We start from the raw sequence: 14,268 nt of genomic DNA, 5'->3' as shown, positions 1-14,268 counted from the left end.
TGTCAGCCTCGAAAAACTGCCTAAAATGGGCGCACCCGCAGGAGAATGCATGAAAAGAATCCCGTCCCTCGCCCGTTTTGGAACGTTTGCGGGGGTGCTTTTTTTAGCCCTGCTTTCCCTCGTCTTTCTGGTGACTTGGTCGATCTGGTTCATCATACCGCTCGCGCTTTTCGGGGCGCTCTCAATGATGGGCGTCTATGATGTTTTTCAGGAAAAGCACTCGATCCTGCGCAACTATCCCGTAATGGGCCACATGCGGTTCTTCTTTGAGGGGATACGCCCGGAAATCCGGCAGTACCTCATTGAATCCGATCAGGACGAAGAACCATTTAGCCGCGATGACCGGTCTTTGGTCTATCAGCGCGCCAAAGGCCAAGAAGACGCGCGGCCCTTTGGCACGCGGATGCGTGTTTACGATGCAGGTTATTCCTGGGTCACCCATTCCGTGCAACCCGTGCATATCACAGACACCGATTTCCGCGTGCGCATCGGCAATGACGCTTGCAAACAACCCTATGATGCGTCGATCTACAACATTTCCGCGATGAGCTTTGGTTCCCTTTCCGCCAATGCGATCAGCGCGTTGAATAAGGGGGCCAAGATGGGCGGCTTTGCCCATGACACCGGCGAAGGTGGCGTAAGCCGCTATCATCGCGACGGCGGCGGTGATCTGATTTACGAGGTCGGCTCGGGGTATTTCGGGTGCCGCACTGCCGATGGTCAATTTGATCCGCAAAAGTTCAAAGCCCAAGCCAGCAGCGACCAGATCAAGATGGTCGAACTCAAGCTAAGCCAGGGCGCAAAGCCCGGACATGGCGGAATGCTTCCTGCCTCAAAGATCAGCGCCGAAATTGCCGAAGCGCGGGATATTCCCATGGGTCAGGATTGCGTGTCACCCGCCGCGCATTCTGCCTTTACCACCCCTATCGAGATGATGGAGTTCTTGGGCCAGTTGCGCGACCTGTCGGGCGGAAAGCCTGTGGGGTTCAAGCTGTGCATCGGGCACCAGCGTGAATTCATGTGCATGGTCAAAGCGATGCTGGAAACCGGGATCGTACCGGATTTTATCGTCGTTGACGGTACCGAAGGCGGCACAGGTGCCGCACCGCTTGAGTTTGCGAACCATGTCGGGATGCCAATGGTCGAAGGCCTTACCTTTGTGCACAACACCCTGCGCGGTGCGGGCATACGCGATCAGGTCAAACTGGGTGCGGCGGGCAAGGTTGTGTCGGCATTCGACATCGCAAGATGTCTGGCACTGGGCGCGGATTGGTGCAATTCAGCGCGCGGGTTCATGTTTGCGATCGGTTGTATTCAGGCGCAGGCGTGCCACACGAACCACTGCCCCGTTGGCGTCGCGACCCAAGACCCAATACGCCAACGCGCGCTGGATGTCGGTCACAAAAGCGAACGCGTCGCACGGTTTCACCGCAATACGCTGAAAGCCTTGGGCGAAATGACCGGTGCTGCCGGGCTGGAGAACCCCAGCGAATTCCTGCCGCGCCACCTAATGCTGCGTCAGGGCGACAAAAGCATGGTGCAAGGGGACGAGGTCTATGGCTATCTGCCCGAAGGGTATCTGCTGGATGACAAGGCGTTGGATTATAGGGGCAACAAGACCCGTTGGGACCGCGCGCAGGCATCAAGTTTCGTGCCCTTCGATTGATGCAGGTGCCGGAATTTTTAAAAATTCCAGCCCGTTTTCTTTGAAAGAAAACGCCGCCCAAATAAAAAGGCGCGCTGGTTTCCCGGCGCGCCTTTTTCAATATTATAGGTCTGGGGTTTATTCAGCCATCGCAGCCTGAACAGCCGCTTCGAAAATGTTCAGACCTTCTTCGACAATCTCATCCGATGCGGTCAGTGGCACCATCACGCGGATCGCGTTGCCATGCATGCCGCAGCTTAGCAGCAGCAGGCCACGCTTTAGCGCATGGGCGATGACACGTTTGGTGAAATCACCATCAGGTGTGGCTGTGTCAAAGTCTGTTACGAATTCAACCGCAATCATCGCGCCCAAGCCGCGAATGTCCCACATCCGGAAGGGTGCCGAACGTGCGCCAATCTCGGCGAAACGTGCCTTGATATGTTCGCCCATCGATGTTGAACGCGCCAGCAGGCCTTCTTCCTCGATTGCCGCGATGGCAGCTAGGGACGCCGCACATGCGACTGGGTTACCGCCATACGTGCCGCCCAAACCGCCGGGGGCCATGGCATCCATCACGTCGGCGCGGCCAATTACGCCGGCCAACGGATATCCGCCTGCCATGGATTTCGCCACGGTGATCAAGTCTGGCACAACGCCGGAATGCTCAATCGCGAACCACGTCCCTGTGCGGCCAAAGCCGGCTTGCACTTCATCCGCGATCAGCAGAATGCCGTGTTCGTCGCAGATGTCGCGAAGCTGCTGCATCATGTCGAACGGCACGGGGGTATACCCGCCCTCGCCCAAGACAGGCTCGATGATGATGGCGGCAACGCGTTCCGGCTGCGCATCTGTCAGGAACAGGTTTTTCAGGCCGGTAATCGCGTCTTGGACGGTGATACCATCACGCTGCGACGGGAACGGCGCGCGGAAAATGTCGGACGGGAACGGGCCCACGTCTTTTTTGTAGGGGGAAACCTTGCCGGTCATGCCCAGCGTCAGCAATGTGCGGCCGTGATACCCGCCGGTAAAGGCGATCACACCGGGGCGACCCGTCGCGGCGCGCGCGATTTTTACCGCGTTTTCAACAGCCTCGGCACCTGTGGTCACCAGCAACGTCTTTTTCGGCTGATCACCGGGCGCCAGCGCGTTCAGTTTCTCGGCCAGCTCGATATAGGGGCCGTAGGGCACAACCTGAAAGCTGGTGTGCGTGTACTGATCTTCTTGGGCCTTCGCAGCTGCGACCACTTTGGGGTGACGGTGGCCGGTGTTCAGCACGCCAATACCACCAACGAAATCGATGTAGCGGTTGCCATCTACATCCCACAGCTCAGCGTTTTCGGCGTATTTCGCGTAGATCGGGGCAGCAGAGGCAACACCGCGCGGCACGGCCTGCTCGCGGCGGGCAATCAGTTGCTCGTTCGTGGCGATTGCAACATTCGCTTCCAGCATGTCTGGAACTACTGTGCTTTTAGTCGATTTCTTGGCCGCGCCTTTGCGATGCTGTTTTTTGACTGTGCTGGACATATGAAATTCCTTTTGAACGAAGCAGAGTGCGTTTAAAATCCTATTATTGCGTTTAATTTAATTGTCAATCATGTTTCAATTCAAACAATGGCCCATATCAATGCTGCGCCAAAATTTGCCTGTGATCGCGCACAGATACAGGCTAGAGATCGAAAAAGAAAAATTCAGGGGCCAGACGTGAACATAGGTCAACGGCTAAGAAAGATTCGGGAAGAACGCGGGCTTTCCCAACGAGAGCTTGCCAGTTTGGCCGGGCTCACCAACGGCACGATTTCACTGATCGAGAAGAATAAAACCAGCCCGTCGGTTGCCTCGCTCAAAAGCTTGCTAGACGCGATCCCCATTAGCATGGCCGAATTTTTTGCCACGCTGGAAGATCAAGAAACCCCCAAAGTCTTTTACCGAAAGCATGAATTTACCGAAGTATCCCCGTCAAGCGAAGAGCAGGTTTCCCTGCGCCAGCTTGGCAACGCGGAAAAGCACACCCTGCAAGTGTTGTATGAAACGTATCAACCCGGTGCGGACACCGGGCCGGAGTGGATCGTTCACGAGGGTGAAGAAGCAGGGATCGTCATTTCAGGTGAAGTCGAAGTGACTGTCGATGGCACGGTTGAGGTGCTTGCCGCGGGGGACGGGTATCTGTTCGACAGCCGTCTGCCGCATCGGTTCAGAAACATCAGCGACACGGTCTGCGTCGTGTTCAGCGCCTGTACACCACCGAGCTTCTGATAACCGGATAGCGCATTAACTTACATGCCCGGCAGATTGTTTTGATCGTCGTCGTCGGATCGAAATGACGACCACTTGTTGCGTTTCTCGTCATCCCGTTTGCGCGTCGTCAAAGATACTATGGCGAGGGCAGCCAGCGTCAGGATCATCAGCGATCCTATGAATAGATCTATCGTCACAGCTACCTCCTTTCAAAAAATGTGTTTCGCGATTCAGGGGGTCAACGGCCCGAACTGCGTAATGTTCCAAAGCAGCGATCACGTTTCACGGCTGCTTTCGTGAAGTCGCCCAAAAGGCAACACACGGCATTGGCATCCGGGGTGCTGTGATTGACGGTTTTTCGCTAGATTTCCGTCAGTCTAACGCGCGCAGGGTTAAAGATTTCTGAACCCGCGGCCGAGGGTGGACAGCCAAGCTGCCGCCCAAAGGGCCGCTAATAATCGTAAACGATCTTTGATTTCAGCGGCACCGGGAATTCGACCGACAGGGTATAGCTGTCAGGCTCTTCTATGATCTCGAACTGACCATTCAGCTGCCGCGAGAATGCGTTGATCAGCCGTGACCCCAAACCGGTGCCTTTTTCAACTTCACCGTGACCGGTGGAGTTTTTGACGGTCAGCAAGGCCATTTCAGGGGCCGTGTACTTTAGATTAACCTCGATCCAGCCTTTGTCCGTCTGACCAACCGCAACATATTTCAGCGCGTTGGTGACCGCTTCGGACACCAGCAATGTCAGCGGTGCCGCATCGTCGGGGTCCAGTTGGATCGCCTCGTATTTCTGGGTCACCGTGATCCCGGACCCACTTGGCAGGCCGACACTCAGCAGTTGGTTAACGATCTCGTGCATCAAGACACCGCCATCAACGCGGGTCAGATTATCGTTTTGATACAGGCTTTTATGCACCGTCGCGAGGCTTAGAATACGGTCCTGAAGGCGCTGCAAAACACGCTTTGCGTCAGGCGTGCTGGCCTGCCGGATCTGCATGTTCATAATGGACGAAATCAGCTGAAGGTTATTTTTAACCCGGTGATGCACTTCCTTCAAAAGGATGTTCTTTTGACGCAGGTTGTCTTCCAGCCGGGCCTCGTCCCGCAGGATCGATTCAGCCATCCCCACAAACGCTTCTTCCATGTTGACGATTTCGGTCGGAACCACCCCGCCAAGCGCCGTGCGCGGCAAGGTTCTGTTCAGCGCGAAATGGCGCATCTGACGGCCCAGTTTGCGGATGTGTTTGATTGCCAGCCGGTTCAGCGCCCAGAATGCCACGATCAGGCTGGCGATCCACATTACGACCGGCAGCACCAGGTTCAGCCGCGTCGATGCGCCCGCCGTAAGAAGGGGGGAATCCTCGGGCCAGACGCTCATCGCGTAGACGACACCGGGCACGATTGGCAGGATTGCATAAACGCGGTCATCGCCGCGCACGCTGGTGGCGCGGATTACGCGGCCCGATTGCCCAGCATACCACTTAAGCTCTTGCACAGACGGCATTTCTTGACGGGCCATTTCGCGGTCGTTTTCGGTTGTCAGAATTTCACCTTCGGCGTTGAAGGTTACCATGGCGGTGGGCCTGATCTCTAGGTCAGGCTCCACGCCCTCGCGGAAAACACGCTCAGGGATCGACATGTTCACAAAGCCCAGCAATTCGCCCTCTACCCTTAGCGGCGCGCTGACGATCAGCACAGCTTCCGGGCTGACCGCGGGTCGCAGCGAAAAATTCGCTGTGCGCTTTTTGCTGATCATTAGCTTTTTGAAATTCGTGTTTTCGCTCAAGTCGGTGGCGATACCGTTCGACACACACTCCATCTGCCCGTCGACCCTGACAAAGCTAACCAGCGTATAAAGGTTGGAGGTCTTTTGATATTCACGCAAAAACGCACTGCACGAGAAACTGTCGGCTTTGATCAGGTTCACCACGGACGCAAGCGCATCAGCCCCGCCAAACGCTTCTTGAATAATGCTGCTTTCGTTCGACGACGCCTGTTCCGTAATCGCCAGCAATGAAAGCTCGGCGTTTATCATGCTTTGCTCTGCGATCTCGCGGGTTTGCACGACCGAAATTAACCCGATCGGCAACAGCGCAAGCGATAGAAACAGCAAAACCCGAAAGGTCAGCCCCCGAAAGACATCAGTGCCAGGAAAGCCCGAAGTCATCGTTAAAAGGACGAAACTTTTGACGACGAAATAACTGACATTGTCGCATCATCTGTCATCTCAAGGCTTTCGTCATCCCGCAGGCCCATAAGTTCGGCGATGCGGGCCCGCGCGCGGTTGGTACGGCTTTTGATAGTCCCCACGGCAACGCCACACATTTCTGCGGCCTCTTCATACGAGAAACCAGACGCACCGACCAATAGCAGCGCCTCGCGTTGCTCGTCTTTCAATTCGCCCAGCGCCTTGCGGAAATCTGTCATTTGCATATGGCCGTCATGTGCAGGTTTTTCGGCCAGGCTTTCGGTAAATACACCGTCCACGTCCGCGACTTCGCGGTTCGACTTGCGACGCGACGAATAATAGGTGTTGCGCAGAATGGTGAACAGCCAAGCCCGCATGTTGGTACCGGTCTCGAATTTATCGATATTGGTCCAAGCTTTGACCACGGTATCTTGTACCATGTCATCCGCGATGGCCCCGTTTCGGGTCAAACTGATGGCAAAGGCGCGCATGGCCGGCAAATGCTCGACCAGTTCATCACGCGGGTCTGAACCGTTCATTCGGATTTTCCGCCGCTTTTCTCTTGCTCTTTTAGTTTGTTCAACAAGTCTTTGAATTTGTCGGGAATGCCCTCTTCCATCGTCTCGTCGTAGACACGTCGAAGGTTTTCGTCGATGAAACGTTCTTTTTCTTCGTTATTGCCCAATTGCATCGACATTTTTCCTGACTTTGACATATATTCTGCACACCATGTGGAACTAAACACGCATCTGCGGGGTTTGGTTCCATAATTATTTTAAAAGGACAACGATAAATGACGGACGTCACAGAAAACACGAGTGTCAGCGACGCGTTGGGTCAATGCCTTCCATACTTGCGTCGTTATGCACGCGCACTCACGGGCAGTCAAACCAGCGGCGATGCATTTGCAGCAGCAGCGCTCGAGGCCATTCTGGTAGATCGGTCGATGTTGGACGGAGTAGACGTTCGGACAGGGATCTTCAAAGTTCTGTACGGCATCTGGTCAAGCGCCGGTGCCCCGATCGAAGAAGGCGAGACTGGCCCACGTGCACGTGCCCAGAAACACCTTGCGAAACTGACCAACCACAGCCGCGAAGCGTTGCTGTTGCACACCATCGAAGGTTTCTCCTTTGCCGAAGTTGGCCAGATCATCAATGTGGACGAGGAAGAGGCCGGCCAGTTGGTACAAATCGCCCGCCGTGAAATGGCCGATAGCGTCACAGGTTCGGTCATGATCATCGAAGATGAAGCGATCATTGCGATGGACATTGAATCCATTGTCGCCGACATGGGCCATCGCGTGACCGGCATCGCCCGCACCCGCGACGAAGCGGTTAAATTGGGCAAGGCCGACGTGCCTGACCTGATCCTTGCCGATATCCAGCTTGCGGATAACTCTTCCGGGATTGACGCGGTCAACGATCTGCTGGCCGATCTGGGCCACCGCCCCGTGATCTTTATCACCGCATTCCCTGAACGCCTGCTGACCGGTGACAAGCCTGAGCCCGCGTTCCTGATCTCCAAGCCCTATAGCGTTGATCAGGTTGTCTCGGCTGTGTCGCAGGCGATGTTCTTTTCGTCGACGGAAACGCTCAACTCCTGATCCTTTTGCAAGGACCGGAATTAAAAGGCCGCGCACCACTGCGCGGCCTTTTTGCGTCGGGGGGCTTAGGCCGGGTTCGCTTGGCCAGCCGTACATCGCAAAAAACCTTGTCACAGGTTTCGCAGGCGGCATAAAGGACCCTATGAGCACCTGTGCGATCACAATGGTTTACAAAGATTACTGGGCGCTGTCGCAGTGGTATACGCATTACGGTCGCTTACTGGGATACGAGCACCTTTATATCGTCGCGCACGGGCATGACCCGATGATCGCCGACCTCTGCCCGCAGGCCAATATCACAACGATTCCGCGCGACACCCTAGAAGGGTTCGACCGCAAGCGCGGCAAGTTTCTGAATGAATTCGCGGATGACTTGGGCCAGACCTATGATTGGGCCATTCAGACCGATGTTGACGAATTGGTATGCTTTGACCCGGCGATTTATACGTCTTTCGAGGATATCTTTGAAACGTCCTCGGATGCGGTTTTTGCCTTGGGTCTTGATGTTGCCGAAACGATCAATGACCGGGTTCTGGCTGAGTGTCAGATGGCGTTGGGCCACCGGTCTACGGCAGTTTTTACCGGACATTACAGCAAAGCCTGGGCAACAAAACGCGGCACTGCCCTGTGGCGTCACGGGATCAAGGTTGCGCCGGACAAGCTGGCCACCGCACCGTTTAATCTGCCCAAGGGCGTGTATTTGGCCCATCTCAAATACGCCAACCTAAGGGCGCTTGAGATCGCCAATGAACACCGCATCGGCATCGGAAACACCGCTGGCAAAGGCCTGCCTGGCGCTGCATGGAAAGAGGCCGACAAAGTCGCCGCGCGGTTTTACCTGCATCTTGTCCGCTATGACGACAAGGACTGGGCCAGCGCCCGCGACGAGGCATATGAGGCCATCATTTCCGATCCCTACCGCGACGCAAAAGAAAATGTGCTTAGAAGCGCGTCAAAGGTGTTCAAGCATCGCGTCACGCTGCCCAGCTGGTTCAAGACATATTTCGGTGCAGATCAGGAACGCACAACCAATGCCTGCTGAATGGCCAACGCTGCCCACCCGCTGCGCGTCGGTCCGTCACATTATGTTCGGGCGGCAGATCGACTATGATAGGCTGGAACTGAATCACTCCCCACGCGTTTGTAATGCAAGATATTCAGTTAATTAAGGAGACTAGAAATGGTTAAGGAAATGACAAAAGACGCCGCTGCAAAAGACGTAAAAGCGGCCAAGGACGTCACCGTAGAGGATCTTTCCCTGCAAATTTCGATCCTAAAAGAGGACATCGCAGCGCTCACAAGCTCTGTCAGCACATATGGCAAAACGGCCTCTCGTGATGCCGCGAACCAAGCCAAGACAGCCGCACATGACTATGCCGACCTTGGCAAAGCAAAAGCCGCCGAAGCACAGCAAAACGCAGAAGATTTCATTCGCACGCAGCCAGCGACCGCGATGGGTATCGCAGCAGGCGTCGGTTTTCTGGTCGGGCTAATCGCGGCACGTCGGTAATGCTGAACGTTTTATTGGATAGAGTTGCCTTGCGGGCAACCGAAACAGCCCAGACCGCAGCAATCGGTCTGGGCGCTGGCATTTGCCTGATGGTCGGATCGGTATTTCTTGCCGTTGCGGCGTGGCTCTTTTTGCTCACAATCACCACGGCGCTGACGGCCTGCCTGATCATGGGCGGCCTGTTTTTTGGCGTTGGGCTGGTGATGATCGCCGCAATGAACATCCGGTCACGCCACCTGCAACGCAAAAGAGCAGCAGAACTGCTGCGCCTAGAAGCCGAACGCAGGGCAATGGGCCCAACCGGAATCGAAGGTATCGTGGGCATCGTGGTCGCGCTGATCAACGGTTTCAACGCTGGCAAAAAAACGAGACTTTAATCTCTTATACCAACGCCCCGTCCGGCAATGGGCGGGGCTTTCACGCCACTGGCGCATTCCCCCAAAACTTAGACCCTTATAAGGGTTCGCTTTCGTCCGGTGTGACGAAACCATCCGCGACGACAGCGCCCCGTTCCCCTGCCGGGCGCGCGGGGCCTATGGTGGTATCAGGGCGCATGCGCAATTCAACCTGCGCATTCCATGACGCGCCCATCAGCACCAAAAAGCTGCTGATCCACAGCCAAACCAGCATCGCAACAACCGCCCCAATGGACCCGTAAACCTGATTGTAATTCCCGAAATTGGCGACGTAATAGCTGAATAAATACGACACGATGGCCCAAGACACGACGGCAAACACTGCCCCCACCGTCAGCCACCGCGCCCGTGCGCCACGCCGGTTCGGCCCAAAGCGGTACAAAACGCCGATTCCCGCCAGCAATACCGTGATCGCAATGCTCCACCGGATCAAATCCGCAACGATCACACCTGACCTGCCAAGCGGAATAAACGACAAGACGATGGGCGCAATCACCACGGTTAGCAACGCGATGATCCCAACCATCACCAACCCAAAGGTCAGCACCAAAGCCTGCAGATAATGCCGCGCAAAATTGCGGTTCCGCTCGTGATAGACACTGTTCAGGCCGATCATCATCGCACCAACCCCGGCCCGCGCCGACCAAAGCGCCGCAAGAACCGACACTGCCCCCGCCCACCCCAAGGTCTCTGAACTGGTAGTCACCAAAGACACAATCTGCTTGTTCATGATTTTGTAAACGTCGTCTGGCAGCAGGCCGCGCATCTCTTCCAACTGGGCGATCACAACGACAGGGTCAGAGATCAGGCTAAGAAGCGTCACCAAAGCAGCCAGCGCCGGAAACAGCGACAACATCCCATAGAAGGCGACCCCGGCCGCGACCATTGCGATATTCAACTCGCTGATATCAGCGATGGTTGCCTTGAAAGCCGCCCAATAAAGCTTGACCCTATGCACCAAAGTATATCCCCAAAACTGCGCCTTTTCTTGCTGGCCGCCCGCCACCTATCAAACGGCAACCGCCGCCATAGGTTCTATTCCTCTTCTTCTACCTCGTCGCGCACCTGACCCCAAGCCACGAGGGTAAAGATGATCGTACCCCCAACGATGTTACCCGCAAGCACCGGTATAAAGAAACCAAACAGCGCCCCGCCGAGGCCCAACTGACCATCCAGGATCATCACGGCCATCTCGACCGATCCCGCGACGATATGCGCGAAATCCCCGGCGGCGATCAGCCAGGTAAAGACCAGAATCAAAAAGAACGATGATTCATCCGCTTGGGGCAACATCCACACAATCAACGCGACAATCACGCCAGCGGGAATAGCACGCCAGAACCCCTCAAACGCGCCCATATGCGTCGCGTGATGCGACAATTCCAAGATCGCCGGAATGATGTCGGGCGACAATGCAGGCGTCCAGATAAACAACATCGCAGCGGCAAATGCGCCCACCACATTCGCGCTTAGAACAATGCCCCACAGCCGCAGCATACACATAATCGAATGCCATGTTTTGGCGCGCATCACCGGCAAGACAGTGGTGATCGTGTTTTCGGTAAACAATTGCATCCGGCCCATTATCACCGCCAGAAAACCCAGCGAATAGCCCAGGTTTTCGACCAAAAACCGGTAAGGCGTGTCCGGCAGATAGGTCCGTAGGATCGCCTCGCCCAAAACCGACAGGCTGATCATGATGCCCGCCGCGATGCCCGACCAGATCAGCGACCGTTTCGTGCGCGACAGCTCTTCCTCGCCTTCGCGGCGGATCACCTCATAGATCAGCTTGGGCGACAGGGATGTCGCCTGCGAGACTGAACGTTCGTCGTCTTCCGCCTCTTGGCGTTTTTTCCGGGACACGCTGCGTTGAATCAATGGGGCCATTTGGCTGCTCCCGCAAATAGGTGACGTTCTGCGCCCGGTCGCGCGCAGATGCATATGACCAAAGCAATTAATTGTGGTTGTGATTTGGGGTTAATCTAGCGCAGAAATCACACAATCACATAAGCTAACGCAGGCAGGCCAAAAATGTTCACCGAAAATTCCGAACTCACACAGGCAATCCGCGCCAAATTCGCCCATGTCGACAGCTGCCCCTTCCAAGGGCCGCGCATTTTCTTTGAGAACGCAGGCGGCGCTTTGACCTTGAACGCGGTCGTTGAAACCTCGGCGCTCTTTGCTGCGATCCCCGATAATCAGGGCCGCGACAATCCCGCCTCTCATGCGCTTGTGGCGAAAATCAAACAGGCCAAGGCCGATATGGCGGTCTTCTTTAATGCCACGGGCGGCCAGTTCTTCGTCGGCGAAAGCGGGACAGAGCTAACATTCCGCCTGATCCGCACCGCCGCCATGGGCACCCCCGATGGCGCGGTCATCGGCTCTAGCGTTGAACACCCTGCCTCGCGCAGTGCGGCGCAGCATTGGGCGGGCATGGCGGGCAAACCCTATATCAACGTCCCCCATGATGATGCGACGGGGCAGGTCACACCCGCCGCCTATGCCGCGCTGATGACGCCGGATGTCCGGGTCGCGACGATCCTGCATACCTCGCCCGTTACGGGCATCGCCAATGATGTGGCCGGTATCACTGCAGCGATCCGCGCGGTGGCCCCCGATGCGTTCGTCTTTGTCGATGGCATTCAGCACGCCAGCCACGGGCGCATCGACATCGCCAGCTATGACATCGACGGCTATGTGATCTCGCCCTACAAACTGTTCTCGCGCCACGGCTATGGCATTGCTTGGGTGTCTGATCGCCTTAGCGCGTTGCCTATTGAAACGCTGCGGGGCGGTCCGGCGGGCAATTGGGAAATGGGTACCCGCGATACCGGATCCTATGCCACGTTCAGCGACGTGGTGCGCTATTTCGAATGGCTAGGGCAGCAGGTATCGGACGAAACCGACCCCCGCGCCCAGATCGAAGCCGCCGGTGCCGCCATCCACGACCATGAAAAACAGCTGACCGATGCCATGCTGTTTGGCACGGGTAACCTTGCCGGTCTGGCCGATCTGCCGGATGTCACCATTCTGGGCGGCACCGACAACCCCCACCGCGAAGGGTTGGTTTGCTTTGCCCTCAAATCCGTCCCCGCCGCCAAAATCGTAGAACAGCTGAACGCCCAAGGTATCCGCACCCACCTGCGCAAGGCCGATCATTACTCGGGCAACATCCTGACGCCGCTTGGCCTTGATGCCGCCGTGCGCGTGTCGCTGTGCCACTACAATACGCTCGACGAAGTCCGCGCATTTCTCACTGCAATCAAGGACATCGCTGAATAATCACGCCGGGTATGTTTCATTTTGCAAAATAAACTCAAATCCGACGGCCCAACCCAAGACACCGCTTGCCATATCGACGCGTCCGTTCAAACATGCGCCCATGACAAGCATACTTTCCGCAGCAATCACTGCCAAGCGCGATGACCTCATCGCCCTCACCCAAGATTTGATCCGCATTCCGACGCTTAACCCGCCGGGCCGCGACTACCGATTGATTTGCGAATACCTTGACCAGCGGCTGAAAAAGCACGGGTTCGAGACACAATTGATCCGCGCCCATGGCACCCCCGGCGACAGTACGAAATACCCGCGCTGGAACATCATCGCCCGGCGCGAAGGGACGCGCGCTGGCGAAACCGTGCATTTCAACAGCCACACCGACGTGGTCGAGGTGGGTGCCGGCTGGACTTTTGATCCCTTCGGGGCCGAAATCTCGGATGGCAAGATTTACGGGCGCGGCACCTGCGATATGAAGGGCGGGCTGGCCGCATCGATCATCGCGGCCGAGGCGTTTATCGAAACCCATCCCGACTTTTCCGGCGCCATCGAAATTTCAGGCACTGCGGATGAGGAATCCGGTGGTTACGGCGGCGTGGCCTATCTGGCAGAACAGGGGTTCTTTAACCCTGACCGTGTCCAGCATGTGATCATTCCAGAGCCCCTGCAAAAAGACCGCATTTGTCTGGGTCACCGCGGCGGCTGGTGGGCCGAGATTGAAACCAAAGGCGAGATCGCCCATGGATCTATGCCCTTCCTTGGCGATTGCGCGGTGCGGCACATGGGGGCCGTCCTGTCAGAATTTGAGAACAAACTGTTCCCCGCCATGGCCGCGCGTCACACTGACATGCCCGTGGTACCCGAAGGGGCGCGCAGTTCGACCATGAACATCAATTCAATCCATGGCGGGCAAAAGGAAAACGACGCTGATTTCGATGGCCTGCCCGCCCATTGCGTGCCTGACAGTTGCCGGATCACCATCGACCGACGGTTCCTGCTCGAAGAGCCGCTTGATCAAGTGCGCGGCGAAGTGCGCGCATTGCTCGAAGGTTTGCGGGAAACGCGGGTCGATTTCGATTATGAACTGACCGAGCTAAACTCGGTCCTGCCCTCAATGACAGACCGCGACGCGCCCGTTGTTCAAACAGTGGCCAACGCGATCCAGGATATCATGGGCAAGGCCCCTGAATACGTCGCCTCGCCGGGGTCATATGACCAGAAACACATCGACCGAATTGGCAAGCTCAAGAACTGTATAGCCTATGGCCCCGGCCTGCTGGAGCTGGCGCATAAGCCGGATGAATATATCGGCATCGATGACATGATCGACAGCGCCTGCGTCATGGGTGCGGCCTTGGAAACGCTGCTTTTGCCGAAAGAATAGGC

Annotated in this window: 15 protein-coding genes; 8 read left to right on the top strand and 7 right to left on the bottom strand. The window is 56.4% G+C overall.

From position 1 onward, the window contains the following. Positions 1–49: 49 nt before the first annotated feature. Complete coding sequence (locus tag AADJ11_RS01970; protein ID WP_341232880.1) at positions 50–1,666, top strand: FMN-binding glutamate synthase family protein; 1,617 nt, start codon at positions 50–52, stop codon at positions 1,664–1,666. Between the two features lie 117 nt (positions 1,667–1,783). On the opposite strand, the gene gabT is transcribed toward AADJ11_RS01970, so the two are convergent. Beyond that, positions 1,784–3,169, bottom strand: coding sequence for a 4-aminobutyrate--2-oxoglutarate transaminase (gene gabT / locus AADJ11_RS01965; RefSeq protein ID WP_341232879.1), 1,386 nt, complete (start codon positions 3,167–3,169; stop codon positions 1,784–1,786). Between the two features lie 177 nt (positions 3,170–3,346). On the opposite strand from gabT, the gene AADJ11_RS01960 reads away from it, so the two are divergent. After that, positions 3,347–3,898 carry a cupin domain-containing protein gene (locus AADJ11_RS01960; RefSeq protein WP_341233646.1) on the top strand — a complete coding sequence of 184 codons (552 nt, stop codon included), beginning with the start codon at positions 3,347–3,349 and terminating at the stop codon, positions 3,896–3,898. A 20-nt stretch (positions 3,899–3,918) separates the two neighbouring features. Here AADJ11_RS01960 and AADJ11_RS01955 read toward each other — a convergent pair whose 3' ends face one another. From AADJ11_RS01955 to AADJ11_RS01940, 4 genes are all read right to left on the bottom strand, one after another. Beyond that, a complete protein-coding gene (locus tag AADJ11_RS01955; RefSeq protein WP_341232878.1) occupies positions 3,919–4,077 on the bottom strand; it encodes a hypothetical protein in 159 nt (52 codons plus the stop codon). 254 nt (positions 4,078–4,331) lie between these two features. Further along, positions 4,332–6,053 (bottom strand): sensor histidine kinase, encoded by a 1,722-nt coding sequence (locus AADJ11_RS01950; RefSeq protein ID WP_341232877.1) that lies wholly within the window; start codon positions 6,051–6,053, stop codon positions 4,332–4,334. 2 nt (positions 6,054–6,055) lie between these two features. Next, entirely contained in the window at positions 6,056–6,613 is a 558-nt protein-coding gene (locus AADJ11_RS01945; RefSeq protein WP_341232876.1) for an RNA polymerase sigma factor, read from the bottom strand. Further along, positions 6,610–6,765 (bottom strand): NepR family anti-sigma factor, encoded by a 156-nt coding sequence (locus AADJ11_RS01940; RefSeq protein WP_341233645.1) that lies wholly within the window; start codon positions 6,763–6,765, stop codon positions 6,610–6,612. Before AADJ11_RS01940 ends, AADJ11_RS01945 begins: the two co-directional genes overlap by 4 nt. Positions 6,766–6,867: 102 nt before the next feature. Between AADJ11_RS01940 and AADJ11_RS01935 the strand changes: the two genes are divergently transcribed. The 4 genes from AADJ11_RS01935 (at position 6,868) to AADJ11_RS01920 (ending at position 9,564) form a co-directional block, all read left to right on the top strand. Then, positions 6,868–7,677 (top strand): response regulator, encoded by an 810-nt coding sequence (locus AADJ11_RS01935; protein ID WP_341232875.1) that lies wholly within the window; start codon positions 6,868–6,870, stop codon positions 7,675–7,677. Between the two features lie 142 nt (positions 7,678–7,819). Continuing rightward, positions 7,820–8,719: a glycosyltransferase family 2 protein gene (locus AADJ11_RS01930; RefSeq protein ID WP_341232874.1), complete on the top strand. Its 900-nt coding sequence runs from the start codon at positions 7,820–7,822 to the stop codon at positions 8,717–8,719. 138 nt (positions 8,720–8,857) lie between these two features. Then, positions 8,858–9,187 carry a DUF883 C-terminal domain-containing protein gene (locus AADJ11_RS01925; protein WP_341232873.1) on the top strand — a complete coding sequence of 110 codons (330 nt, stop codon included), beginning with the start codon at positions 8,858–8,860 and terminating at the stop codon, positions 9,185–9,187. Continuing rightward, a complete protein-coding gene (locus tag AADJ11_RS01920) occupies positions 9,187–9,564 on the top strand; it encodes a hypothetical protein (RefSeq protein ID WP_341232872.1) in 378 nt (125 codons plus the stop codon). The genes AADJ11_RS01925 and AADJ11_RS01920 overlap by 1 nt, the downstream gene beginning before the upstream one ends. A 76-nt stretch (positions 9,565–9,640) precedes the next feature. Here the strand turns inward: AADJ11_RS01920 and AADJ11_RS01915 are convergent, their stop codons facing one another. Both AADJ11_RS01915 and AADJ11_RS01910 read right to left on the bottom strand, forming a co-directional pair. Continuing rightward, positions 9,641–10,561 carry a YihY/virulence factor BrkB family protein gene (locus tag AADJ11_RS01915; RefSeq protein ID WP_341232871.1) on the bottom strand — a complete coding sequence of 307 codons (921 nt, stop codon included), beginning with the start codon at positions 10,559–10,561 and terminating at the stop codon, positions 9,641–9,643. Positions 10,562–10,638: 77 nt separating this feature from the next. After that, positions 10,639–11,490, bottom strand: coding sequence for a formate/nitrite transporter family protein (locus AADJ11_RS01910; RefSeq protein WP_341232870.1), 852 nt, complete (start codon positions 11,488–11,490; stop codon positions 10,639–10,641). Between the two features lie 144 nt (positions 11,491–11,634). Between AADJ11_RS01910 and AADJ11_RS01905 the strand changes: the two genes are divergently transcribed. Further along, entirely contained in the window at positions 11,635–12,885 is a 1,251-nt protein-coding gene (locus AADJ11_RS01905) for an aminotransferase class V-fold PLP-dependent enzyme (protein WP_341232869.1), read from the top strand. Between the two features lie 100 nt (positions 12,886–12,985). After that, the gene (locus tag AADJ11_RS01900; protein WP_341232868.1) at positions 12,986–14,266 is read left to right on the top strand and encodes an acetylornithine deacetylase/succinyl-diaminopimelate desuccinylase family protein; all 1,281 of its coding nucleotides are present in this window, start codon (positions 12,986–12,988) and stop codon (positions 14,264–14,266) included. Positions 14,267–14,268: the final 2 nt, after the last annotated feature.

The sequence above is a fragment of the uncultured Sulfitobacter sp. genome, assembly GCF_964021855.1.
In the GTDB taxonomy this organism is placed as follows: domain Bacteria; phylum Pseudomonadota; class Alphaproteobacteria; order Rhodobacterales; family Rhodobacteraceae; genus Sulfitobacter.
The sequence above is the reverse complement of the archived record's forward strand: the minus strand, read 5'-3'. Positions and strand labels throughout refer to the sequence as shown.